The 23770-nt window shown below is 66.7% G+C and carries 19 protein-coding genes and 1 tRNA gene; 9 read left to right on the top strand and 11 right to left on the bottom strand.

The genetic code is table 11. The features are described 5' to 3' along the window. Positions 1 to 145: 145 nt before the first annotated feature. The 6 genes from rho to argS all read right to left on the bottom strand — a co-directional run bounded on the left by rho (position 146) and on the right by argS (position 9247). A complete protein-coding gene (gene rho / locus JOE31_RS09670) occupies positions 146 to 2323 on the bottom strand; it encodes a transcription termination factor Rho (RefSeq protein ID WP_209743665.1) in 2178 nt (725 codons plus the stop codon). A gap of 347 nt (positions 2324 to 2670) precedes the next feature. After that, a complete protein-coding gene (gene thrB / locus JOE31_RS09665; protein WP_209743663.1) occupies positions 2671 to 3657 on the bottom strand; it encodes a homoserine kinase in 987 nt (328 codons plus the stop codon). Positions 3658 to 3659: 2 nt separating this feature from the next. After that, complete coding sequence (thrC, locus tag JOE31_RS09660; protein WP_209743661.1) at positions 3660 to 4766, bottom strand: threonine synthase; 1107 nt, start codon at positions 4764 to 4766, stop codon at positions 3660 to 3662. Then, a complete protein-coding gene (locus JOE31_RS09655) occupies positions 4767 to 6083 on the bottom strand; it encodes a homoserine dehydrogenase (protein WP_011692464.1) in 1317 nt (438 codons plus the stop codon). Continuing rightward, positions 6084 to 7577, bottom strand: coding sequence for a diaminopimelate decarboxylase (lysA, locus tag JOE31_RS09650; RefSeq protein ID WP_209743659.1), 1494 nt, complete (start codon positions 7575 to 7577; stop codon positions 6084 to 6086). Between the two features lie 5 nt (positions 7578 to 7582). Further along, positions 7583 to 9247 (bottom strand): arginine--tRNA ligase, encoded by a 1665-nt coding sequence (gene argS / locus JOE31_RS09645; protein ID WP_209743657.1) that lies wholly within the window; start codon positions 9245 to 9247, stop codon positions 7583 to 7585. Positions 9248 to 9412: 165 nt separating this feature from the next. Here argS and JOE31_RS09640 point away from each other — a divergent pair, with 165 nt between their 5' ends. From JOE31_RS09640 to JOE31_RS09615, 6 genes are all read left to right on the top strand, one after another. Further along, entirely contained in the window at positions 9413 to 9889 is a 477-nt protein-coding gene (locus JOE31_RS09640) for an FMN-binding protein (RefSeq protein WP_209743655.1), read from the top strand. A 40-nt stretch (positions 9890 to 9929) separates the two neighbouring features. Then, positions 9930 to 10802: an FAD:protein FMN transferase gene (locus tag JOE31_RS09635; protein ID WP_209743653.1), complete on the top strand. Its 873-nt coding sequence runs from the start codon at positions 9930 to 9932 to the stop codon at positions 10800 to 10802. Positions 10803 to 10807: 5 nt separating this feature from the next. Beyond that, positions 10808 to 12319 carry an FAD-dependent oxidoreductase gene (locus tag JOE31_RS09630; protein ID WP_209748305.1) on the top strand — a complete coding sequence of 504 codons (1512 nt, stop codon included), beginning with the start codon at positions 10808 to 10810 and terminating at the stop codon, positions 12317 to 12319. 77 nt (positions 12320 to 12396) lie between these two features. Next, a tRNA-Arg gene (locus JOE31_RS09625) sits at positions 12397 to 12469 on the top strand. 114 nt (positions 12470 to 12583) lie between these two features. Beyond that, positions 12584 to 13627: a M4 family metallopeptidase gene (locus tag JOE31_RS09620; protein WP_209743651.1), complete on the top strand. Its 1044-nt coding sequence runs from the start codon at positions 12584 to 12586 to the stop codon at positions 13625 to 13627. A gap of 65 nt (positions 13628 to 13692) precedes the next feature. Beyond that, positions 13693 to 13995, top strand: a complete 303-nt coding sequence (locus JOE31_RS09615) for a protealysin inhibitor emfourin (protein ID WP_209743649.1) — start codon at positions 13693 to 13695, stop codon at positions 13993 to 13995. Between the two features lie 42 nt (positions 13996 to 14037). Here JOE31_RS09615 and JOE31_RS09610 read toward each other — a convergent pair whose 3' ends face one another. Then, positions 14038 to 15006: a GlxA family transcriptional regulator gene (locus tag JOE31_RS09610; protein ID WP_209743647.1), complete on the bottom strand. Its 969-nt coding sequence runs from the start codon at positions 15004 to 15006 to the stop codon at positions 14038 to 14040. 81 nt (positions 15007 to 15087) lie between these two features. On the opposite strand from JOE31_RS09610, the gene JOE31_RS09605 reads away from it, so the two are divergent. Then, positions 15088 to 15255, top strand: coding sequence for a hypothetical protein (locus tag JOE31_RS09605; protein ID WP_209743645.1), 168 nt, complete (start codon positions 15088 to 15090; stop codon positions 15253 to 15255). A 144-nt stretch (positions 15256 to 15399) separates the two neighbouring features. Further along, positions 15400 to 19383: an ATP-dependent RNA helicase HrpA gene (gene hrpA, locus JOE31_RS09600; RefSeq protein WP_209743643.1), complete on the top strand. Its 3984-nt coding sequence runs from the start codon at positions 15400 to 15402 to the stop codon at positions 19381 to 19383. 40 nt (positions 19384 to 19423) lie between these two features. On the opposite strand, the gene JOE31_RS09595 is transcribed toward hrpA, so the two are convergent. Genes JOE31_RS09595 through JOE31_RS09585 form a run of 3 tightly spaced genes read right to left on the bottom strand, consistent with a single transcriptional unit; the run spans position 19424 to position 21910 of the window. Continuing rightward, a complete protein-coding gene (locus JOE31_RS09595) occupies positions 19424 to 19852 on the bottom strand; it encodes an HIT family protein (RefSeq protein WP_209743640.1) in 429 nt (142 codons plus the stop codon). Continuing rightward, a complete protein-coding gene (locus JOE31_RS09590) occupies positions 19849 to 21024 on the bottom strand; it encodes an NAD(P)-dependent alcohol dehydrogenase (RefSeq protein WP_245199100.1) in 1176 nt (391 codons plus the stop codon). The genes JOE31_RS09595 and JOE31_RS09590 overlap by 4 nt, the downstream gene beginning before the upstream one ends. A 49-nt stretch (positions 21025 to 21073) precedes the next feature. Then, positions 21074 to 21910 carry a sulfurtransferase gene (locus tag JOE31_RS09585; RefSeq protein WP_209743638.1) on the bottom strand — a complete coding sequence of 279 codons (837 nt, stop codon included), beginning with the start codon at positions 21908 to 21910 and terminating at the stop codon, positions 21074 to 21076. A gap of 119 nt (positions 21911 to 22029) precedes the next feature. Between JOE31_RS09585 and JOE31_RS09580 the strand changes: the two genes are divergently transcribed. After that, positions 22030 to 23115, top strand: a complete 1086-nt coding sequence (locus tag JOE31_RS09580; RefSeq protein ID WP_209748301.1) for a PLP-dependent cysteine synthase family protein — start codon at positions 22030 to 22032, stop codon at positions 23113 to 23115. Here the strand turns inward: JOE31_RS09580 and JOE31_RS09575 are convergent. Then, positions 23112 to 23768: an MBL fold metallo-hydrolase gene (locus JOE31_RS09575; protein WP_209743636.1), complete on the bottom strand. Its 657-nt coding sequence runs from the start codon at positions 23766 to 23768 to the stop codon at positions 23112 to 23114. The two genes, JOE31_RS09580 and JOE31_RS09575, sit on opposite strands and share 4 nt — an antisense overlap. Between the last annotated feature and the right edge of the window lie 2 nt (positions 23769 to 23770).

Here is a 23770-nt window from a genome sequence, read left to right as displayed (position 1 = left end):
CCAGGGAGTGGCATCGGGCCTGCCGGAGCGTGGAGGCTCAGATCCGTCAGGATCGAGCCTCCACGCGTAGGGGCGGGGGCGGCAAAAACCGAACGACAAAGGGGCGGGGCCGGCTAAACAACCGACGGCCCCACCCCTGCGTCAACTACTTGTCGTTATCGGACTTCGCACCAAGCGTCGTCTTCTGCACCTGCATGAGGAACTCGACGTTGCTCTGGGTCTCCCGGATCTTGTTGGTCAGCAGCTCAAGGCTCTGCTGCGTCTCGAGTCCGGAGAGGACGCGGCGCAGCTTCCACATGATCTTGACTTCCTCGGGGGAAAGCAGGTTCTCTTCGCGGCGGGTACCGGACGCGTTGACGTCCACGGCCGGGAAGATGCGCTTGTCAGCCAGCTGGCGGGACAGGCGCAGTTCCATGTTGCCGGTGCCCTTGAACTCTTCGAAGATGACCTCGTCCATCTTGGAACCGGTCTCGACGAGAGCGGTGGCCAGGATGGTGAGCGAGCCACCGTTTTCGATGTTGCGGGCTGCACCGAAGAAGCGCTTCGGCGGGTACAGCGCTGCGGAGTCAACACCACCGGACAGGATGCGGCCGGAGGCCGGTGCTGCCAGGTTGTAGGCGCGGCCCAGGCGGGTCATGGAGTCCAGGAGCACCACGACGTCCATGCCCATTTCCACGAGGCGCTTGGCGCGTTCAATGGAGAGCTCGGCCACGGTGGTGTGATCGTCGGCGGGACGGTCGAAGGTGGAGGCAATGACCTCACCCTTGACGGTGCGCTGCATGTCCGTGACTTCTTCAGGGCGTTCGTCAACCAGCACCATCATGAGGTGGACCTCAGGATTGTTGGTGGTGATGGCGTTGGCGATGGACTGCAGGATGAGCGTCTTGCCGGCCTTCGGCGGCGAAACGATCAGGCCGCGCTGGCCCTTGCCGATCGGGGCAACCAGGTCGATGACGCGGGGGCCGATCTTCTTGGGATCCGTCTCGAGGCGCAGACGCTCGGAGGGGTACAGCGGGACGAGTTTCGCGAATTCGACGCGGTCCTTGAGTTCCTCGGGGGTCTTGCCGTTGACCGAGGTGACACGGACCAAAGCATTGAACTTCTGGCGGGCGGACTGCTGGCTGCGGTCTTCGCCTTCACGAGGTGCACGGATGGCGCCCACCACGGCGTCGCCCTTGCGCAGGTTGTACTTCTTGACCTGGGCGAGGGAAACGTAGACGTCGTTCGGGCCCGGCAGGTAGCCGGAGGTGCGGATGAACGCGTAGTTCTCCAGTACGTCCAGGATGCCGGCGACGGGCAACAGGACGTCGTCCTCAGTGACCTCGACGTCGTCGACGTCCGGTCCCTGGGCACGACCCCGACGGCGGTCGTTCCGGTCGCGGAAACGGTCGTTGCGGGAATTGTCGCGGTTGTCCTGGCCCTGGCCGCCCGAGCGGTCGCTGCGGTCGTTGCGGTCACGGCGGTTGCGGCGGTTGCGGCGGCTTCCGCCGTCCGAATCGTCGCTGTCGCGTGTGTTGTCGCGGGTGTCATCGCGGCGGGGTGCACCGGAGGTGTCTCCACCGTCGCGTCCGCCACGGGTGCGGGTTGACTGGCGTTCGTTGCGCTGGCCGGCGTCGGCTGCTTCGCCGCCCTGGTCTGCACCGCGCTGTTCGCGCTGCTCGCCGGAACGCTGTTCGGTGCGCTGTTCAGCACCGCGCTGTTCGGCAGGAGCCTCGGCCTGCGCTTCGCCTTCGGCTGCCGGGGCAGTCGTCTGGGCTGCCGCTTCACCGCGGCGGCGGTTGCGGGTGCGCGGCTGGCGGCGCTCTGCAGCTTCCGGCGCAGCACCTTCGGACACGGCGGCCTGGCCGGCGTCAGGAGCGGATACAGGGGCCTCGCTGGGAGCGGCTTCCGGAGCCGGAGCCTCGGTGGCGGGAGGGGTGATCACGCCGTCGCTGCCTGCGCGGCGGCTGCGGCCGCGCCGGGCCCGGGTGCCTTCCTGGGCGGGAGCCTCGGCGGCTTCTGCTGCGGTTCCTGCCGCAGGAGCGCCTGCTGCAGGAGCAGCTGCTGCCGGAGCCGTGGCCCGTGCCGAGATGGTCTCGCCGGTCTTCTCCGCACCCTTGGCAGGAGCCTTGGTGGCTGGAGTACCCGCACGATGGGCGGAAATGGCGGTCACCAGATCGCCCTTACGCATGCGGGATCCGCCGGAAATACCCAACTGGCTGGCGAGGGCCTGCAGCTGGGCGAGCTTAAGGCCGGCAAGGCCGCTGCTCTTGGCGGGTGCTGCCGACAACTCGGTAGCAGAAGATGTGTCCACAGCTGGAGACAGCTCAGTGGTTTCGGTCACGAAGGATCCTTCCCCCTCGACGGCGTCCAGACTGGGAGCTGGACGCGATGATTTGATCTGGGCTGCAGTTCAGATCTACAGCCGGATTTCGGCCTTGCCGGATGGAATTTCGGCCAGCAGGGCCGGATACTGATACGCCTCGCACACTCCAACAAGACCGGAATGGCGGACTGACGGTTCAGGGGTGCAGAGCGATTCTGCAGATTCCTGCGACAGACCAAGCAGGCGGCACCGGAGAATGTTGCGCAGTTGAAGTTCAGAGCAGCAAACGATCAGACAGGCGCCATGGCCAACATCGGATTCTTTTGACTGCGGGTTCTGGTTCGTATAACTAACTGCCTGCGGGATTACCGCCGGTGCACTCCCACTTTAGCACCTTCAACGTCCACCGCCAGCTTCATCACGCGCCATCCCACATCCGGCGTGTTGGCCCGGGTATAGGCCTCGATGAAGTCCACCACCGCGGCTGCCTCTTCTTTCCCGTTGGCCAGCACCAGCACAGTTGGCCCGGCCCCGGAAACAACGGCCGCGTATCCTGCGTAGCGCAGTGCTCGGATCAGGTCCGCGCTGGGGCGCATGGCCTCAGCCCGGTAGCTCTGGTGGAGGTAGTCTTCCGTGCCAGCCAGCAGGAATTCAGGCTTGCTGGTGAGTGCGTGGATGAGCAGTGCGGCCCGGCCGGAGTTCATCGCGGCGGCGTGATGGCCCACCGACGCCGGCAGGAGCGCACGCGCGGCTTCGGTGGACAGTTCATAATCTGGTACTGCGACGACGGGAATCACGGAATCCGCCACGGTGGCGCAGGTGCTGCTGTACTGGTCACTGTCCTGCCACGACAGCGCCAGACCGCCGAATATGGCCGGTGCGACGTTGTCAGGGTGGCCTTCCATTTCGCTGGTAAGCTGCAGGATCCAGTCCTTGCCGCGGCGCGAGTCCTCCGGAACCAGGGCGTTCGCCGCGGTCACGGCTGCCACCACGGCCGAAGCCGAGGAGCCCAGGCCGCGGCCGTGCGGGTTGACGTTGTCTGCTGTGATCCTGAGGCCCTCGTGCCGGAAGCCAAGCCGGTGCAGGGCCTCAGTGATTGCCCTGACCACCAGGTGGCTCGCGTCCCGCGGGAGCGTCTCCGCGCCTTCGCCGCTGAGTTCGAATTCAAGCTCGCCGCTGCCGAGCGTTTCCACGGTCAACGTGTCGTGCAGCGAAAGAGCCAGTCCCAGGCTGTCATATCCCGGTCCGAGGTTGGCGCTCGTGGCAGGCACGCGGACGGTCACCAGCTGCCCGGCCGGGACTGCCGGCGCGCCTGCGGCAGACTCGGCCGGGACGGTGAGGGTGGTTTCCAAGGCTATTTTTCTTCCAGGCCAAGCTCGGCGGCCACGGTGACCACATCGTTGGACACCTTGACGGGCTGGACATCGCTGCCGTCTTCGGTGCGCAGCGCCCACTGGGGGTCCTTCAGGCCGTGGCCGGTCACCGTGATCACGATGGTCTTTCCGGCGGGGACCTGCCCGGCGGCGTGCTTCTTGATCAGGCCTGCAACGCCGGCGGCGGAACCGGGTTCAACGAAGACGCCTTCCTTGGCGGACAGCCAGCGGTGCGCTGCCAGGATTTCCTCGTCGGTAACGGCTTCGATCAGCCCGCCCGATTCGTCACGGGCGGCGATGGCACCGTCCCAGGACGCGGGGTTGCCGATCCGGATAGCCGTCGCGATGGTGTCCGGCTCGGTGATGGGGTGGCCGGCGACAAACGGCGCCGCGCCGGCGGCCTGGAAGCCCCACATCTGCGGGGTCCTGGTGGACACGGCGGGAAGGGTTCCGGCAGTGTCGGATTCGAACGGTGCCGAGTACTCCTTGTAGCCCTTCCAGTACGCGGTGATGTTACCGGCATTCCCTACCGGAAGGACGTGGATGTCCGGGGCATCGCCGAGTGCGTCCACAACTTCGAAGGCGCCGGTTTTCTGCCCCTGGATCCGGGCAGGGTTGACGGAGTTCACCAGGAAGACGGGGTAGGACTCCCCCAGCTTCCGGGCGATGTCCAGGCAGTTGTCGAAGTTCCCGTCCACCTGCAGGAGGGTGGCGCCGTGGGCGATCGCCTGGCTCAGCTTGCCCATGGAAATCTTGCCTTCGGGAACCAGCACCGCGCACTTGAGGCCCGCTGCCGTGGCATACGCCGCCGCGGACGCGGAGGTGTTCCCGGTGGAGGCGCACACCACGGCCTCGGCACCGGAGGCCACCGCAGCAGTCATGGCCATGGTCATGCCCCGGTCCTTGAAGGAACCGGTGGGATTCATGCCTTCCACCTTGAGGTACACGGTGGAACCGGTCAGCTCGGAGAGCTTCTGCGCGTGGACAAGCGGCGTGCCGCCCTCACCGAGGGTGATGACCTTGGTGCTTTCCGTTACGGGCAAACGATCAGCGTATTCGCGGATGACACCGCGCCATTGGTGAGCCACTTAGACTCCTTCTACCCGCAGTACGGATGTAACGGAATTGATGACGTCGAGGCCCTTCACGGCCTGGACGGTTGCTGCCAGTGCAGCTTCGGTTGCGCGGTGGGTGACGATCCGCAGTTCGGCCGATTCCACATTGGAGTCGGCATCGCGGTGGATGGTCTGGCGCATGATCTCGATGGACACGCCGTGCTCCGCGAACAATTGGGCGATCTTTGCCAGCACACCCGGCTGGTCGGCAACGTCAAGGCCGATGTAGTAGCTCGTGTTGACGGCGTCGATCGGCAGGGCGGGAACCTTGCCGATGGTGGTCTCGGTCTGCGCGGGTCCGCCAAGGACGATCCGGCGTGCGGCGGAGACGAGGTCGCCCAGTACGGCCGATGCCGTGGGAGTCCCGCCGGCGCCCTGGCCGTAGAACATCAGCTCGCCGGCGTTCTCGGCCTCAACGAAGACGGCGTTGAAGGCACCGTGGACGGCGGCCAGCGGGTGCTCGCGCGGCAGCAGGGTGGGGTGGACGCGGACAGACACGCCCTCGCTGCCGTCTGCGGCCGTCAGTTTCTCGGCAATGGCCAGCAACTTGATGACGAACCCGGCGTCCTTGGCCGCGGCGATGTCCGCCGCGCTGACTCCGGTGATGCCTTCGCAATGGACGTTTTCCAGGTCAAAACGGGTGTGGAAGGACAGCGAGGCGAGGATGGCTGCCTTGGCCGCGGCGTCGAGTCCGCCCACATCGGCCGTGGGGTCCGCCTCCGCGTAGCCCAGGCGCTGCGCCTCAGCCAGGGCGTCCGCGAACGTCGCGCCCGTGGTGTCCATCTGGTCGAGGATGAAGTTGGTGGTGCCGTTCACGATGCCCAGCACCCGCGTAATGCGGTCACCGGACAGGCTGTCGCGGATGGGGCGCAGGATGGGGATGGCGCCGGCCACCGCTGCTTCGTAGGACAGCTGGACGCCTGCCTTGTCCGCAGCTTCATAGAGCGTGGGGCCGTCCTGGGCCAGGAGCGCCTTGTTGCCGGTGACCACGCAGGCGCCGTTCTGGATGGCGGCGAGGATCAGGGAACGGGCAGGTTCGATGCCGCCCATCAGTTCGATCACGAGGTCCGCGTCCTTGACCAGGGTGTCTGCGTCCGTGGTGAAAAGCTCCCGCGGCAGCTCAACGTCACGGGGTGCATCGATGGTGCGTACGGCGATGCCGGTCAGCTCCAGGCGGGCTCCGGTGCGTGCGGCCAGTGCGTCGGCGTCATCAATGAGAATCCGCGCCACCTGGGCCCCAACGTTGCCACAGCCCAGCAGGGCTACCTTCAGGGTTCGCAATTCAGTCATTCAGACTCCCATGTCGCGGTTCAGCAGATCTTGTTCGGTTTCCCCGCGGACAATCAGCCGGGCTGATCCGTCGCGCACAGCGACAACGCCCGGCCGGGCCAGATAGTTGTAGTTGCTGGAGAGGGCCCAGCAGTAGGCGCCGGTCCCCGGTACAGCGAGCAGATCACCGGCTGCCACGTCCTCGGGCAGATATACATCTCTAACAACTATGTCGCCGCTCTCGCAATGTTTGCCCACTACGCGGGACAACTGCGGTGCCGCGCCGGAGGTCCGCGAGGCCACGATCGCCGAATAATCCGCGTCGTAGAGCACCGGGCGGGCGTTGTCGCTCATGCCGCCGTCCACCGACACATAGCGGCGCGGGTACGTAACGTTTTTGGCAGCATTTCCTGCCTGGTCGGCGGCTGTGCCGTCCGCGGCGGCCGGCGCGTCGACGCGGACGGTCTTGAGCGTTCCCACTTCGTAAAGGGTGAACGTGGAGGTGCCCACGATGGCGCGCCCCGGCTCGATCGAGATCCGGGGGGCCGTGATGCCCAGCTCGTTGCAGGTGGAACGCACGACGGCGGCCATCGCCTGGGCGATCTCGGCGGCGGGCCGGGGGGTGTCCACCGGCGTGTAGGCGATGCCGTAGCCGCCGCCGAGGTCCAGCTCAGGCAGGACGATGGAGTACTTTTCCTGCATTGCAGCCAGGAAACGGAGCAGCTTTACCGCTGCCAGCGCGAAGCCGTCCGGTTCGAAGATCTGCGAGCCGATGTGGCAGTGCAGGCCCAGGAGCTCGATGCCGGCGTGGCCGGTGGCGGCGGCCACGGCCTCCTCCGCCGCGGACAGGCCGGCCTGGTCCGTGGAGTCCTCTGCCATGGAGAGGCCGAACTTCTGGTCCTCATGGGCGGTGGCAATGAACTCGTGAGTGTGCGCGTGCACTCCGGGGGTGAGCCGGAGCATCACTTTTGCGGTCTCGCCGCGGGCAGACGCGATCGCGGCGATGCGGTCCAGCTCGGCAAGGCTGTCCACCACGATCCGGCCCAGCTTCATGTCCAGGGCCCGGTGGATCTCGGCGTCGGATTTGTTGTTTCCGTGCAGGGCGACGTCCGCTCCCGGGATGCCGGCGCGGGCGGCGACGGCGAGTTCCCCGCCGGAGGCGGTGTCCAGGCGCAGCCCTTCTTCCTCCACCCAGCGGACAACCGCGGTGCACAGGAACGACTTCCCGGCGTAGTAGACGTCCACTCCCCCGCAGATGTCGGCGAAGGCGTTGTTGAAGGCATCACTGAAAGCGCGCGCCCGGGCCCGGAAGTCGTTCTCGCTCATCACGAACAGCGGTGTGCCGAACTCGCGTTGGAGCTCGCTGACCGGAATGCCGTCAATGGCGAGTTCGCCGGCGTCGTTCCGGGCAACCCCGGCGGCCCACATGGGCTCGTGGAGTGCATTGAGGTCGGCCGGCACGGCAAGCCACTCCGGGGCCAGGGGGGATGCTTGGTTCAAGGAATTCCCGGTCATGGCGGTCACATCCGTTCCGGCGCCGAAACGCCAAGCAGTTCCAGTCCGTTGGCCAGCACCTGGCTGGTGGCATCGTTGAGCCACAGCCGCGTGCGGTTGACGTCGGTGATGGGCTCGTCGCCCTGCGGCGCCACACGGCAGGCGTCATACCAGCGGTGGTAGGCGCCGGCGATGACCTCCAGGTGGCGGGCCACGCGGTGGGGTTCGCGCAGCTCGGCGGCCTTGGCCACGATGGAGGGGTAGCTGCCCAGGTAGGACAGCAGTTCATTCTCGGTGGCGTGGTCGAGCAGCGCGGCGTCGAACGCGTCTTTTCCATCGACGCGGCGGTCCACTCCGGCGGCCACCGCGTTGCGGGCTGTGCCGCGGGAGCGTGCATGCGCGTACTGGACGTAGAACACCGGGTTCTCGTTGCTGTGCTTCTTCAGGAGCTCGGGATCCAGCGTGAGCGGGGAGTCCGCCGGGAACCGCGCCAGCGAATAACGGACGGCGTCCTTGCCCAGCCAGGAAATGAGGTCCTTGAGTTCGATGATGTTGCCCGCGCGTTTGGACAGCTTGGCGCCGTTCACCGACACGAGCTGGCCGATCAGGACCTCAATGTTGGCCTCGGGATCGTCTCCGGCGGCGGCGGCGATGGCCTTCAGCCGGTTGATGTAGCCGTGGTGGTCTGCTCCCAACAGGTAGATCTTCTGGTCGTAGCCGCGGTCCTTCTTGGACAGGTAGTACGCGGCATCCGCGGCGAAGTAGGTCGGTTCGCCGTTCGCCCGGATCATCACCCGGTCCTTGTCGTCACCGAAGTCCGTGGTGCGCAGCCAGACGGCACCGCCGTCGTCGAACACGTGGCCCTGCTCGCGAAGGCGGGCGACGGCACTTTCGATGGCGCCGGCGTCGTGCAGCTCCTGCTCCGAGAAGTAGACGTCAAAGGCGACGCCGAAGTCGGCGAGGGTGTCCTTGATGTCCTTCATCTGTGCCTTGTACGCGGCCCCGCGGATCACCGGCAGTGCCGCTACGTCGGTCAGTTCCCGGATGTCCGGGTGTTCCGTCAGGACATGGTGGCCCAGCTCGGAAATGTACTCACCGGGGTAGCCGCCCTCAGGCACGCCGCGGCCGTGCAGGCGGGAGAGCACGGAATGCGCAAAGACGTTCATCTGCGATCCGGCGTCATTGATGTAGTACTCGGCGGTGACCTTTGCGCCTGAAGCCCGGAGCACCCGTGCGATCGAGTCGCCCAGCGCCGCCCAGCGGGTGTGGCCGATGTGCAGCGGACCGGTGGGGTTGGCGGAGACGAATTCCATGTTGACCACATGCCCCGCGAGCGCCGAGTTGGTACCGTACTCCGGGCCGGCTTCGACGATGGCTTTGGCGAGAGCCCCTGCGGCCGCGGCGTCAACCGTGATGTTCAAGAAGCCCGGGCCCGCGATGTCCACGGCTGACACGCCGTCGATGGTCGTGAGCCGGGTGCTGAGGATGGTGGCGAATTCCCGGGGATTGACGCCTGCCTGCTTGGAAAGCTGGAGGGCAATGTTGGTGGCCCAGTCGCCGTGGTCCCGGTTCTTCGGCCGCTCCACGCGCACCTCGTCCGGCACGGCGGACGCGGAAAGAGTGATTTCACCGGCGGCGACGGCGTCTTTCAGGCAGGCGGATATGGCGAGGGAGAGTTCTTCGGGAGTCACGCATCTAGCCTACCGGTGGCCCGCGAAAGCCGCGGAATCGGGGGAACGCCATGACGCCTATTGCGTGCACAGGAAGGCATGGGCTTGGTCACAGGCTGAACCATTACGCTGATTCCGACGTTGTCCATCCTGTAACTGCCTGCAACTACACGAAACGAGCCCTGCATGAGCTTCCCGGTACGCAAGAGCCTGTTCGTCGGCATCGCCGGCATGTCCCTGATCGGAACCGTAGCCGGCTGCGCGCCGTCCGCCCAGGCACCCGCCGCCCAGTCCGCTGCCGCTTCACCGGGCGCAGCAACCGGGAGCGCGCCGGTCGCCGGGACGGGCGGATCTTCCCCGGCCGCGTCAGGCTACAAGGACGGCACCTACAGCGCGGACGGAAACTATGTCTCCCCCAACGGCACGGAAACGGTGGGCGTTGAGCTGACGCTTTCGGGCGGCACGGTGTCCGGCGTGAACATCACCCAGCATCCTTCCAACCCCAACACCCGGAAGTTCCAGGGCGAGTTCGCCGGCGGGATTGCGGCGCAGATCGTGGGCAAGAGGCTGGATGAGCTGAATGTCTCCAAGGTGGCCGGTTCCTCGCTCACGAGTGGAGGCTTCAACCAGGCCGTGGAGAAGATCAAGTCCGAAGCCCGGTAAGTACCCCCTGTTCCCGCCTACCACGCCAAGAGGAGACAACGTGCCGCACCCGGGCTGGGCAGCGTTCAGTTTCGACGGAATCGGAACCAGCTGGGAGATTTCAACGCCCGGCGCTTTGGACGGCAGCCAGCGCCGCCGGCTGCTCGACGCGCTGGAGAGGTACGACGCCGCGTGGTCCCGTTTCCGGCCTGACTCGATCGTGGCGCAGGCGGCCAGGGAGCCCGGCCGGTTCCGCATGCCGGACGGTGCAGGCGCGCTGGGCCGCCTGTACCGGAGCCTCTACCGGCTGACGGACGGCGCCATGACACCGCTGATCGGCGGCAGCCTGGAACAGCTGGGCTACGATCCGGATTATTCGCTCCGGCAGCGCGGAATCCCGCTGCCCGCCCCGCGGTGGGAAGAGGTGCTGGACTGGCAGGACACCGTGGTGACCACCAGCGCTCCCGTGGTGCTGGACGTCGGCGCCGCCGGCAAGGGGCAGCTCGCAGATTTGCTCGCCACGGAACTCCGGTCGCAGGGCATCACGGAATACTTCATCGATGCCAGCGGCGACCTGCTCAATTCCGGCCCCGTGCCGGTATCCGTGGGCTTGGAGCACCCTTACGATCCAGGCCGTGCCATCGGCACGATCAGCCTGGGAACGGGAGCCCTGTGCGCCTCGGCAGCCAACCGCCGGGCCTGGGGAGACGGGCTTCACCATGTGCTGGACGGCACCACGGGGACTCCGGTCAAAAAAGTGGTTACCACGTGGGCACTCGCCGGGAATGCCATGACGGCCGACGCCCTGGCCACGGCGTTGTTCTTCGTTTCCGGCCAGGCGCTTGAGCAGGATTTTGATTTTTCCTGGCTTACGGTCTTCTCGGACGGAAGTGCCGCCTACTCAGCAGGTTTCGAAGGAGTGCTGTTCGAATGAGTTCCATGATCCAGCGGGCGGACACGTCCTTGAACCGCTTCACCATGTACCGCCTGGTGTTGTGGGTGCTCGTCGTGCTGGCCGCGTACAGCCTGCTGCTCAATGTCCTGGGCTGGCTGACCTTCGGCATCCCAGAAATGCTCACGCACCTGGCGCTCTGCCTGGGACTGACCTACGTCTCCAACCGCGGGCTTGCTGCGCTGTTCCGCGTCCGGCCGCACTCGGAATCATCCCTGATAACCGGCCTCCTGCTGTATTTCCTGTTCTGGCCCAGTTTCAAAACGCTGGATGTTGCCGGCGTTGCCCTCGCCTGCGTCCTGGCATCAGCGTCAAAATACGCCCTGGCCTGGCGCGGCCGGCACATTTTCAACCCGGCCGCGGCCGGGGCCTTCGTGACCGGGCTGACCGGCCTCAACATCGCCACGTGGTGGGCGGCCACCCCCTCAATGCTCTTCCTCCTGGTTCCCGGCATTCTCCTGGTGCTCTACCGCACCCGCAAGATGCTCATGGGTGCCGTGTTCACGGCGGTTTCAGTTTCCATCGTGGCCACGGAACTCCTCCGGGCCGGCATGTCGGCGGGCCAGGCACTCTGGCAGCCTCTCGCGCAGCGCCCTGTACTGTTCTTCGCCGGTTTCATGCTGACCGAACCGCTGACCCTTCCGCCCCGACGCCGGCAGCAGCTGGCGCTCGCCGCCGTCGTCGGCGCTATCTTTGCCGTCCCCTACAACCTGGGGTTCGTGGCAAATTCTCCCGAACTCGCACTGCTCGTGGGGAACCTGATCGCGTTCCTGGCGGGGCAGCGCGGCGGTATCCGGCTGAACTTCCAGGAGTCACGGCCCCTGACGCCGACGACGACGGAATTCAGCTTCCGGCCCGACCGCGCGGTGCGGTTCGCGCCCGGACAATACATCGAACTGCACCTGCCCCATGGCAAGTCGGACGGCAGAGGCCTCCGGAGGGTCTTCAGCCTGACCAGCGCCCCGGACGCGCAGGACGTGACCATCGGCGTGGGAACAGCCGAGCCCGTGTCCGCCGCCAAGCGTGCCCTGCTCGCACTGCGGCCCGGGGACTCCGTGACGGCCACCGCGGTGGGCGGCGACTTCGTCATCCCGGGCGGGTCCAGCGGCCCGGTCCTGCTGGTGGCGGCCGGCATCGGCATCACGCCCTACCTTGCCCAGCTCGCCGCAGGCGCGGCCAGGAACCGGGACGTCGTCCTGCTGTACCTGGCGAAGTCGGCGGCTGAACTCGCTTACGCGGATGCGCTGGAACAGTCCGGTGCCCGGGTCATTGCCCGACTCTCCGACGGTTCCGCGCCGCCGCCGTTCATGGAAGACGCCGGCACGGTTTCCCGGCCGCCGGAGCGGATCGACAGTGCGGCCCTCAAGGAACTTGTTCCGGACATTACCGCCCGCACAGTGTTAATTTCCGGCTCGCCCGCCAGGGTCCGCTCGCTCCGGGCCGCGGCCCGCAGCGCGGGTGCGCGGCGGGTCCGCACCGACTCGTTTTCCGGATACTGAACGCCGATTTTCCTTTGAAGGCCACCTTCCTGCTAAGCTCTAGGACGTCCCGCCGGAAACGGCAGGAAACCCTGATTGCCCTCGTAGCTCAGGGGATAGAGCGTCTGCCTCCGGAGCAGAAGGTCGTAGGTTCGAATCCTATCGAGGGCACAGACAAACCCCGCCAGCCCAGCTGGCGGGGTTTCCTGCTTAACGCGTGTCCCGCCGCAATGTCGCAACCCCCTCGTAGGCTGTCTTCATCGCCGACGAGTAAAGGGGACATATATGTACTGCTCCATCATCCCGCCCTACCTGCTGCGGCGCCTTGCGGCCCAGCACGAACCCCGCATGCACGCGGTGGCCCGGGCGGCGAAGGAAGCCCTGCTCCACATCAGGTCCATCCAGGCCAGCCGCGCGCTTCCGCTGCCTGCGGTCCCGTCCGGCATCCGGCAGCTGAAGCCCGGTCCGCCGAACCGCACCGTGTACGACGCCGGAACCTCCGAGTCCCTTCCCGGTCAGCTGGTCCGGAAGGAGGGTGAACCTGCCACGGGAGACCCCTCGGCGGACGAGGCCTATGACGGCCTGGGCCACACCCACCGGCTTTACGCAGAAGCCTTCGGCCGGAACTCGATCGACGGCCAGGGGCTCGCCCTGGATGCCAGCGTCCACTTTGGCAAGCTCTACGACAACGCCTTCTGGGACGGACACCAGATGGTGTTCGGCGACGGCGACGGCGAAATCTTCCAGCGATTCACCCGGTCCCTGAGCGTCATCGGCCACGAGCTGGCGCACGGCGTGACGCAGCATTCCGCCGGACTCGTCTACCGGAACCAGGCCGGTGCCATCAACGAATCGCTGTCGGACGTGTTCGGCGCGCTTGTGGAACAGTACCTCGCGCAGCAGTCGGCATCGGAGGCCAGTTGGCTGATCGGGGAAAACCTGTTCACCGACAAAGTGCAAGGCTCAGCCCTCAGGTCGTTGAAGGCTCCCGGCACCGCGTACGACGACGACGTGCTTGGCAAGGACCCCCAGCCGGACTCCATGGATTCCTACGTCCGGACCAGTGCGGACAACGGCGGCGTGCACATCAACTCCGGCATCCCCAACCGCGCGTTCTACCTCGTGGCGTCGGCACTTGGCGGCAACGCCTGGGAAACCCCGGGCCGGATTTGGTACGACACCCTTACCGGAGGTTCACTGCCTGCCAACGCAACGTTCACCAAGTTCGCCAAAGCCACCGCGGCGTCGGCCGCGGAACTGTTCGGCGCCGGTTCCCCGGAACATGACGCCGTCCGGAAGGCGTGGGAAACTGTGAAGGTAAAGCTGTAACTGGGATCGCCGCCGGAGCGGTCAGCCGGCGGCCAGGCAGTACCGGAAGCACAGGAAACCAGGCCATGAAGATCACTGTCCAGCGCAGCGGCGGGATTGCTGCGCTCAAGCGGGTGTGGAGCATCCAGGCCACGACCCCCACGGACAAGAGCCGCTGGGAGCCCCTGGTTGAGGCCTGCCCGTGGGACGCCGTGCCGCGCACGGCCGAGGCCGGCGGCCAGCCGGACCGGTTTGTGTATTCGATCAAAGCCGGCCAGCACCGCGCCACCCTCCCGGAACAGGCCGTCACCGGCCCGTGGCGCGTCCTTGTCGACAACACCCGGGCCGCGGCCGAAGCCGCAAGGAACGGCGAGCGCCGTCCGGATTAGCTACGCTCCGTCGTCACGTGTCCCGTCGTTAGGTGCCGGATGCTAGACGGCGGGTTCGAGGTGGCCGCGGAACGCCCGCCGGTACGATTGCGGGCTCGTCGCCAGCACCTTGCCGAAATGGTGCCGGAGCAGCACGGAATGGCCGAACCCCGACTCCCGGGCAATCTCGTCGATGTTGAGCTCCGTTGATTCCAGAAGCTCCTGCGCCCGCAGCACCCGCTGGGAGTTGAGCCAGGCAGCAGGCGTGGCGCCCGTTTCAGCCCGGAAGCGGCGCGCGAACGTCCGCGGCGACATGTGGACCCGCGCCGCGAGCTCATTGACTGTGTGGTCGTGCTCGAGGTTGCGAACCATCCACTGCAGCAGTTCCTCCATGGGCTGCGACCCGCAGGACGGAATGGGCCGGTCGATGAACTGGGCCTGCCCGCCGTCGCGGTGGGGCGGGACCACCATGTCGCGGGCAATGCTCGCTGCCACGCCGGCTCCGAGTTCCACCCGCACCAGGTGCAGGCAGGCGTCGATGCCCGCCGCGGTCCCGGCGCTGCTGATGATCCGGCCGTCCTGGACGTACAGGACATTCTCGTCCACGAGCGCCGCCGGGTAGCGGCTGGCCAGTTCCCGGGAAAAGTGCCAGTGCGTGGTGCAGCGGCGGCCATCGAGCAGGCCGGCACGCGCAAGCGCAAAAGCGCCCGAGCAGATGGACATCACCCAGGCTCCGCGCGAATGGGCGGCGCGCAGAGCATCCAGCACCGTTTCCGGGACATCCTGGTCATGGCCGTAAGGAGCCATGATCACCAGGTCCGCATCGGCGGCCGCTTCCAGGTCCAGCTCGACGTGCATGGTCAGCCCGGACTTAAGCCGGACATCACCCGGTTCCGGCGTGCAGACGCGGAAATCGAAGGCCGGCACACCGCTCCCCCGCGCCGACCTGTCGATGCCGAACACCTCGAAGGCGGTCCCGAACTCGAAGATGGAGAAGTTGGGAACCACAATCACTGCGACTGAGTTGAGCATGCTTCCATTGTGGCAGAAATTATAGCTTTTTGGGCATTTCTGCCACTGTTTTGCCGAACCGAAGGGGAGAAACATGGAGGCATGGAAACCTTCGGAGTTGTACTCATCGTCCTGTTGCTCATCATCCTGCCGGCCACCATCGCCGCCCTCCTTAAAGACGGTCGGGGCCACACACCTCCCGAACGCTCGGAGCAGGACTGGTCCGCGCTGGACCTGCCAAGCATCAGCTACACCCTGCGGAACTACTGACAGCGGTGACGCCCGGATCCCGTTTCACCCCGGGCAGCGGGCACAACAACCAGGAAGGACCCGGCCCGCCTGCGGGCCGGGTCCTTCGCCCTGGGACAGCAGAACGCAGCAGCCGGCCGCGGCCGCAGTAGACTGTGTCCAGCCATGACTTTTCATATTTCCTACCCCGCCGAGCTGCCGGTTTCCGAGCGCCGCGAGGACCTGATGGCCGCCATTGCGGCCAACCAGGTGACGATCATCGCCGGCGAGACCGGCTCCGGCAAGACCACCCAGATTCCCAAGATGTGCCTCGAACTGGGCCTGGGCGACAACGGACTGATCGGCCACACCCAGCCGCGCCGGCTTGCTGCCCGCACCGTGGCCGAGCGCATCGCGGAGGAGCTCGGCGTTGAAATCGGCCAGGAGGTGGGCTTCCAGGTCCGCTTCACCGGCGAGGTCAGCCGGTCCACCAAGGTCAAGCTCATGACCGACGGCATCCTGCTCGCGGAGATCCAGCGCGACAAGCTGCTGCGCAAGTACAACGCCATCATCATCGACGAAGCGCACGAGCGCAGCCTCAACATCGACTTCATCCTGGGCTACCTCAAGCGGATCCTGCCGCAGCGCCCGGACCTGAAGATCATCATCACCTCCGCCACCATCGATCCCGAGCGGTTCGCCAAGCACTTCGGCACCGAGGACGAGCCGTCCCCTATCATCGAGGTGTCCGGCCGGACGTTCCCGGTGGAAATCCGGTACCGGCCGCTGTCCCAGCCGGCTGGCGGAGCCGCGCCTGGCGACGAAGAAGACAACACCTCCGACGATGAACTCGAGGAGGACCGTGACCCGCTCGACGCCGTCTGCGACGCCGTCGACGAACTGGCCCTCGAGGCGCCGGGCGACATCCTCATCTTCTTCTCCGGCGAGCGCGAAATCCGTGACGCCGCCGAGGCCCTCAACGCCCGTATCCAGTCGAACCGGCGGCTGGCCGGCACGGAGGTTCTCCCCCTCTTCGCCCGGCTGAGCCTGCAGGAACAGCACAAGGTGTTCCACCCCGGCAGCAAACGGCGGATCGTGCTGGCAACCAACGTCGCTGAAACGTCCCTGACGGTGCCCGGCATCAAGTACGTCGTGGACACCGGCACCGCGCGCATCTCGCGGTACTCGCACCGGACCAAAGTGCAGCGGCTGCCGATCGAACGCGTGTCCCAGGCCTCGGCCAACCAGCGTTCCGGCCGCTGCGGCCGCGTGTCCGACGGCATCGCCATCCGGCTGTACTCGGAGGAAGACTACGAGTCCAGGCCGCAGTTCACCGACCCGGAGATCCTGCGCACCAACCTCGCGGCAGTCATCCTGCAGATGACAGCCATGGGGGTGGCCCGCGGACCCAAGGACGTGGAAGACTTCCCGTTCGTGGAGCCGCCCGATTCACGCGCGATCAACGACGGCGTCACGCTCCTGCGCGAACTCGGCGCCCTGAGCGCCGCCCGTCCGCAGGGTGCCGCAGGGGCTGCGGCTGGCAGGAACGGCGGCGGCGGACTGACCGCCGTCGGGCAAAAACTCGCCCAGTTGCCGGTGGACCCGCGGCTGGGCCGGATGATCGTGGAAGCGGGCAAACGCGGCTGCGTCCGCGAAGTCATGATCCTCGCCGCTGCGCTGACCATCCAGGACCCGCGCGAACGACCGACCGACAAGCAACAGCTCGCCGCGGAAAAGCATGCGCGGTTCCGGGACGAGAACTCGGACTTCACCGGTTTCCTGAACCTCTGGAACTACCTCCAGGAGAAGCAGCAGGAACTGTCCTCCACGCAGTTCCGCCGTTTGTGCCGGACCGAGTTCATCAACTACCTGCGGGTGCGGGAATGGCAGGACCTCTTCGCCCAGCTCCGCCAGCTCGCCCGCCCGCTGGGCATCAGCCTGGACAACAAGCGCCTGGCCGATCCCGTGGGAAACCATGAGGGTATCCACATCAGCCTGCTCTCCGGCCTGCTGAGCCACATCGGCATCCTCGACGAGCGCAAGCGCGAATACGCGGGCGCCCGCGGCAGCCGCTTCGCGATCTTCCCCGGCTCGGCACTGTTCAAGAAGTCCCCCACCTTTGTGATGGCCGCCGAACTGGTGGAAACGAGCCGGTTGTGGGCCCGCGTCGCCGCGAAGTTCGATCCGCTCTGGGCCGAACAGGTGGCGCCGGACCTGGTCAAGAGGAGCTACAGCGAGCCGCACTGGTCCAAGAAGATGGGCTCGGTGATGGCCCACGAAAAGGTCACCCTGTATGGAGTCCCCATCATCCCCAGCCGCCGGATCAACTACGGCAAGGTGGATCCGGAGCTGTGCCGGGAACTCTTCATCCGGCATGCCCTCGTCGAGGGCGACTGGCAGACCCACCACAAGTTCTTCCACCGCAACCGTGCCCTTCTTCAGGAGATCGAAGAGCTTGAAGCGCGGATGCGTCGCCGGGACATCCTGGTGGACGACGAGACGCTCTTCGAGTTCTACGACGCCCGGATCGGCAAGGACGTGGTGTCCGAGCGGCACTTCGACAAGTGGTGGAAGGAAGCACGCCAGCAGGACCCCGCCCTGCTGGACTTCGACCAGTCCCTGCTGATCAGTGAGGACGCCGACGCGCTGGATGATTCGGCCTACCCTAAAACCTGGCTGCACAAGGGCTTCGAGCTTCCGCTGAGCTACGAGTTCCATCCGGTGGCGCCCGGCTCGCCGCCCAACCCGTCCGACGGCGTCACCGCCGAGGTTCCGGTGCTCTTCCTGAACCAGCTCGACGACGCCGCCTTCCGCTGGCTCATCCCCGGCCAGCGCGTGGAGCTGGTCACGGCCCTGATCAAGTCGCTGCCCAAGCAGGTGCGAAAGAATTTCGTGCCCGCCCCGGACGTCGCCCGCCAGGCGGTGGCGGCACTGGAGGCGGACTTCGATCCGGCCGCCGACGATCTCGAACCCTCGCTGGAACTGGTCCTCCGCCGGATCCGCGGACAGGTCATTCCGCCGGGTTCGTGGAACTGGGATGCCGTGCCCGCCCACCTCAGGGTGAGCTTCCGCGTGGTTGATTCCCGGGGCAAGGTCCTGGATGAGGGCAAGGACCTTGCGGCACTGCAGGAGCGGCTGGCCCCGGCCACCCGGCGGGCGATCGCCGAATCGCTGGGGGCAACCCCCGTGACAACAGCCCCGAAGGGCCCGAAGGGCGCACAGCGCGGGCAGTCCGCGCAGGCACCGAAGAACGCCGGCGCCTTAACGCCGTCCCCAAACGGTGCCGTGACACCCGGCTTTGCAGAGAAGTCCGGGCTGACGGACTGGACCTTCGGAACCGTGCAGCGCCAGGTCCAGGGCATGGTGAAAGGGCATACTGTCACCGGCTACCCCGCCCTGGTCGACGAGGGCACGTCCGTTGCACTCCGGCTGTTCCAGACCACCTCCGAACAGGAACAGGCCATGCGCGGCGGCGTCATCCGCCTCCTTGCGCTGAAGGTCCCGGCGCCGGACCGCTACGTCCTGGAACACCTGAACAACACGGAGAAGCTGACTTTCAGCCAGAATCCGCATGGCTCCGTGTCCGCCTTGATTGCGGACTGCGCGCTGGCCGCGATCGACAAGCTCACCCCGGCCGAACTGCCCTGGGACGAGGCGTCCTTCAAGTCACTGTACGAGCAGGTCCGGGCCGAGCTCATCGACACGGTGTTCACGGTCACCGCAGTGGTGGAGCGTATCCTTGCCAGCACGCGCCGGATCGAGAAGCAGCTGAAGGGCACCACGAGCCTGGCACTCATCAGCGCGCTCAACGATGTGAAAAGCCAACTCGAACAGCTCGTCTTCCCCGGCTTTGTGGCACGGACGGGCTACGCACAGCTCAGCCAGCTGCCGCGCTATCTCGCCGCGATCGAGAAGCGGCTGGAGAAGCTGCCCGGCAACGTCCAGCGGGACGCCCTGAGCATGGCAGCCGTCCAGGGGCTGGAAGACGACTACGATGACGCTGTCTCCGCGTTGCTGCCGGGGCGCCGCGCGGGCGCGGAGTTAACACAGGTGCGCTGGATGATTGAGGAGCTGCGGGTGAGCCTCTTCGCCGTCGAACTCGGGACGGCCTATTCAGTCTCCGAGAAGCGGATCCGCACGGTGCTGAACAAGGCGCTGGCCCCGGCGTAGCACCCGCAAGGGAGCCACGCCGGTGCCTGCGGCGGATACGTTAGGCCGTGGGAACGTGGTCTCCGTGGCCCGCCTCGCGGAGCCCCTCCCGGAGCTTTTCGGCGTTGGCGTCCAGCTGCGCGGGGTCCGGGTTGTGGTCCACCGAGCCGAAGTCGTAGTCGGCCATGGAGTTGGACGGCCACACATGGACGTGGAGGTGGTTGACCTCGTACCCGGCCACGATGAGCCCTGCCCGTGCGGCGTCAAAAACATCGACCTGGACAGCACCTATCTTCCGCGCAACTTCCATCACGCGGGCCAGGAGGGCGGGCGGAGCGTCCGTCCAGCGGTCCACTTCCTCCGTGGGAACCACCAGGGTGTGGCCGTCGGCAAGCGGGCCCATGGTCAGGAATGCCACTACGTCCTCGTCCCGCCAGACGAAGCGGCCGGGGATCTCGCCGTTGATGATCTTGGTGAAAACGGTGCTCATGCGTCTGCCTTTTCCGAAGGGGTCCCGAGGGTACTGGTGTCCAGGACAAAACGATACTTGACGTCACCTGCCACCATACGGTCATAGGCCTCGTTCAGCTGCTCCGCGCCCACCACCTCGACATCGGAAACGACGCCGTGTTCTGCACAGAAGTCCAGCATCTCCTGGGTCTCGGCGATGCCTCCGATGAGTGAGCCCGCGTAGGCGATCCGGCGCCGGATCAGGGTCCCCGGGTTGACTGGCGGCATTGCGCCTGAAGGCAGGCCGAGCTGGAAGAGGGCTCCGTCCCGGCGAAGGGTCCGGAAGTAGGGGTTTAGGTCATGCGGTGCCGCCACCGTGTCGATGATGACGTCGATACTGCGGTCCGCGGCCGTCATGGACGCTTCGTCGCGGGACAGGATGACGCCGTCAGCGCCCAGCTCACGGGCCGCGGCCACCTTCGACTCCGAGGTGGTGAACACCTTCACCTCGGCACCCATGGCCTTGGCGAGCTTGACGGCCATGTGGCCCAGTCCGCCGAGCCCCACCACCCCCACAACGTCTCCGGCTTCGACGTCAAAGTGCCGCAGCGGGGAATAGGTGGTGATGCCGGCACAGAGGAGCGGTGCGACGGCGGCGGGGTCAAGGTTTTCCGGAACCCGCAGCACATACCGGCGGTCCACCACCACAGACGTGGCGTAGCCGCCCTGCGTGACGGCGCCGCCGTTGCGGGCATCCACCGCTCCGTAAGTGCCGGTCATGCCGTTTTCGCAGTACTGCTCCAGCCCGTCCAGGCAGCTGTCGCATTCACGGCAGGAATCCACCATGCATCCCACGCCGACGAGGTCGCCCGGCGCGAAGTCTTCCACGGCGATTCCCACGCGGCTGACGCGGCCCACGATTTCATGGCCCGGCACCAGCGGGTAGTTGTGGGCGCCCCACTCGCCGCGCGTTGCGTGCACGTCCGAATGGCAGAGGCCGCAGAACTCTATGGCGATCTCGACGTCATCGTCCTTCGGAACCCGGCGGGCGACGGTCAGCGGAACCAGTCCGCTGCCGGCGGCCGTAGCCCCGTAGGCCGCGGCGAGCCGCGGCGGCGTGGGGGATGCAGGTTCAGGCTGGTGTCCGCCTGGCGGCGGGTTGCCGGGGAGCGGCTTGGCGAGGGGCGGTGGTAAGGGGCGTCCAGGAGTCATCCTCCGACGCTACCCCTGCCCCCGGCCGGCGCTCCAATCGGAGTCGGGCTCACGGGGCCGCTCCCGTGGCCACCACGTTGGCGGGGTCATTGGACCATTGCGAAAACGAACCTGGGTAGAGTGCAGCCGGAAAACCGGCGATTTCCAGTGCGGCTATTTCGTGCGCAGCAGTGACGCCGGAGCCACAGTAGACAGCGGTGGGCACATCCGCCCTGACGCCCAAGGCGGTGAAACGCCCGCGCAGCTCCTCCGGCGGCAGGAAACGTCCGTCGCTTCCAATGTTGCCGGCCGTCGGGGCGCTCACAGCGCCCGGAATGTGCCCTGCCCGCGGATCCACCGGTTCGATCTCGCCGCGGTAGCGTTCGGCCGCCCGCGCGTCCAGCAGGACTCCCCGCCCGGGCCACTGCGCGGCCTGGGCTGCGTCGATAACGGGCATCGCTCCGTCGGTCAGTGTGACGTCACCCAGCGAGGCCTGCTCGAGGCCGCCCTCCACGGGGTATCCGGCGGCCCGCCAGGCGGACAGGCCGCCGTCGAGCAGGAAGACGGTGGACACCCCGGCGTTGCGCAGCATCCACCACAGCCTGGCGGCAGCGGTGCTGCCCGTGTGGTCATAGGCCACCACGACGTCGTTGTCCCGGATTCCCCAGCACCGCGCCGATTCCTGGAACTGCTGCAGCGGCGGCAAGGGATGCCTGCCCTGGCCGGGGTCCGCCGGCGCTGCCAGCGCGGTGGGCAGGTCAACGTAGATAGCGCCGGGAATATGCGCCTCAAGATAGTGTTGGCGGCCATGGGGATCGCCCAGTGCCCAGCGCACATCCAGCAGAACGGTGCGCCCGCCGGAGGTCATCCGGTGGTTCAGCGCGGACACGTCCATCAGGGGGTTCATCAAATCTCCTTTAATTCGGATGACAAACTGTCCGGCCGGCGCACAACGCGGACGGGCAGCCGGTACCCACTGTATCCGTGGACGCCCGCTGTCCCGGGTAGGCTGAATTGGTGAACAAAATGGGCAACCGTGCGGGCAAACAGGACCGGGCGTGGGCGGATGAAGCCGTCCGCAGGATCAACGCCGAGAACAACAGGTCTGCGGACACGCACCTCTACTCCGTTCCGCTTCCGCAGCACTGGGGCGTCCAGCTCTACCTGAAGGACGAGTCCACGCACCGCTCCGGCAGCCTGAAGCACCGGCTGGCGCGCTCATTGTTCCTTTTCGGCCTGGTCAACGGCTGGATCCGGGAGGACACCACCATCGTGGAGGCCTCCAGCGGCAGTACGGCTGTCTCGGAGGCCTACTTCGCCCAGCTCCTTGGCTTGCCGTTCATCGCTGTGATGACCCGCACCACCAGCCCGGAGAAGATTGCCCTCATTGAGCAGTTCGGCGGGTCCTGCCTCCTGGTGGACCATGCTTCTGAGGTGTATTCCGCCGCGGAGGAAGTCGCGCGCACCGCTCGCGGGCACTACATGGACCAGTTCACCTACGCCGAGCGGGCCACGGACTGGCGGGGCAACAACAACATCGCCGAGTCCATCTTCCAGCAGCTGGCCCTCGAAGAGCACCCCGTCCCCCGCTGGATCGTGGTGGGTGCCGGTACCGGCGGAACCAGCGCCACCATCGGCCGCTACCTGCGCTACCACCGCCATGACACGGAGCTCGCGGTCGTGGACCCCGAGAACTCCGCCTTCTACCCCGGCTGGCGGGACGGCGTCGCCGGCTTCAGCACCGGTATGCCGTCCCGCATCGAGGGCATCGGCAGGCCCCGGATGGAACCCAGCTTCGTGCCCGCCGTGATAGACCACATGATCCAGGTCCCCGACGCTGCCTCGGTGGCGGCCATGCGGCACCTGCGGGACCTGGCCGGGCTGCATGCGGGCCCGTCCACCGGAACCAACCTGTGGGGCGTGTGGCAGCTGATCGCCGGAATGGTCGCGGAGGGACGGCGGGGAAGCGTGGTCTCGCTGATGTGCGACGGCGGCGACCGGTACGCCGGGAGTTACTACAACACCGAGTGGCTGGCGGCGCGCGGGTTGGACCCGAGGCCGCACGAGGCCGCCATCAGGGACTTTTTCGACACCGGAACATGGCGCGCCTAGACCTCCACGGATTCCCCGCTGGAGAGGTGGGCGTACTCGGTGCCGTATTTTGCCCCGAGCCGCTTCACGTGCCCTTCGATCAGGCCGAGTCCGGTTTCATTGAGCAGGGCGTCGTGGATGGGGAATGCCTTGGCGGCGCGGACACCAATGACGAAATCCACCACCTCGCCCACTTTGTTCCAGGGCGCGTGCACCGGGACCAGGAGTGTCCGGACGCCAATGCCGTCCGGAATCACGAATGAGTCCCCGGGGTGGTACACGTTCGAGTCGATCAGGTATCCGATGTTCGCCACCACGGGGATCTGGGGGTGGATCAGGGCGTGCTGTCCGCCGAACGCCTGAACCTCGAAGCCGACGGCGGTGAATGCCTCGCCAGGTTCGACGTCGCTGATCCGGGACTCGGCAAACGGCGCCTCCGACCGCAGTTTTGCCGCCACTCCCGCCGGGGCAAAGACCTGGAGCGAGTCATTGTCCCGCAGCGCTGACACCACGGCCGGTACATCAATGTGGTCGCCGTGCTCGTGGGTGACCAGGACGGCTCCTGCCGCTTCGAGGGCCTGTCCGGTTTCGGAGAACGTGCCGGGATCTATCACCAGCACCTGGCCGTCCTTCTCGAGCCGGACACAGGCGTGGGTGTATTTAGTCAGCTTCATGG

It is taken from the genome of Arthrobacter sp. PvP023 (genome assembly GCF_017832975.1).
GTDB lineage: Bacteria > Actinomycetota > Actinomycetes > Actinomycetales > Micrococcaceae > Arthrobacter.
This window is presented reverse-complemented; position numbering and strand designations above follow the sequence as displayed.

What these genes read in the sequence shown, in the direction of transcription:
- JOE31_RS09655 (WP_011692464.1), bottom strand. Translation starts at nt 6,083, where the DNA reads ATGACTGAATTGCGAACCCTGAAGGTAGCCCTGCTGGGCTGTGGCAAC.
- lysA (WP_209743659.1), bottom strand. Translation starts at nt 7,577, where the DNA reads ATGACCGGGAATTCCTTGAACCAAGCATCCCCCCTGGCCCCGGAGTGG.
- JOE31_RS09640 (WP_209743655.1), top strand. Translation starts at nt 9,413, where the DNA reads ATGAGCTTCCCGGTACGCAAGAGCCTGTTCGTCGGCATCGCCGGCATG.
- JOE31_RS09630 (WP_209748305.1), top strand. Translation starts at nt 10,808, where the DNA reads ATGATCCAGCGGGCGGACACGTCCTTGAACCGCTTCACCATGTACCGC.
- JOE31_RS09620 (WP_209743651.1), top strand. Translation starts at nt 12,584, where the DNA reads ATGTACTGCTCCATCATCCCGCCCTACCTGCTGCGGCGCCTTGCGGCC.
- JOE31_RS09615 (WP_209743649.1), top strand. Translation starts at nt 13,693, where the DNA reads ATGAAGATCACTGTCCAGCGCAGCGGCGGGATTGCTGCGCTCAAGCGG.
- JOE31_RS09610 (WP_209743647.1), bottom strand. Translation starts at nt 15,006, where the DNA reads ATGCTCAACTCAGTCGCAGTGATTGTGGTTCCCAACTTCTCCATCTTC.
- JOE31_RS09605 (WP_209743645.1), top strand. Translation starts at nt 15,088, where the DNA reads ATGGAAACCTTCGGAGTTGTACTCATCGTCCTGTTGCTCATCATCCTG.
- hrpA (WP_209743643.1), top strand. Translation starts at nt 15,400, where the DNA reads ATGACTTTTCATATTTCCTACCCCGCCGAGCTGCCGGTTTCCGAGCGC.
- JOE31_RS09595 (WP_209743640.1), bottom strand. Translation starts at nt 19,852, where the DNA reads ATGAGCACCGTTTTCACCAAGATCATCAACGGCGAGATCCCCGGCCGC.
- JOE31_RS09590 (WP_245199100.1), bottom strand. Translation starts at nt 21,024, where the DNA reads ATGACTCCTGGACGCCCCTTACCACCGCCCCTCGCCAAGCCGCTCCCC.
- JOE31_RS09585 (WP_209743638.1), bottom strand. Translation starts at nt 21,910, where the DNA reads ATGAACCCCCTGATGGACGTGTCCGCGCTGAACCACCGGATGACCTCC.
- JOE31_RS09580 (WP_209748301.1), top strand. Translation starts at nt 22,030, where the DNA reads ATGGGCAACCGTGCGGGCAAACAGGACCGGGCGTGGGCGGATGAAGCC.
- JOE31_RS09575 (WP_209743636.1), bottom strand. Translation starts at nt 23,768, where the DNA reads ATGAAGCTGACTAAATACACCCACGCCTGTGTCCGGCTCGAGAAGGAC.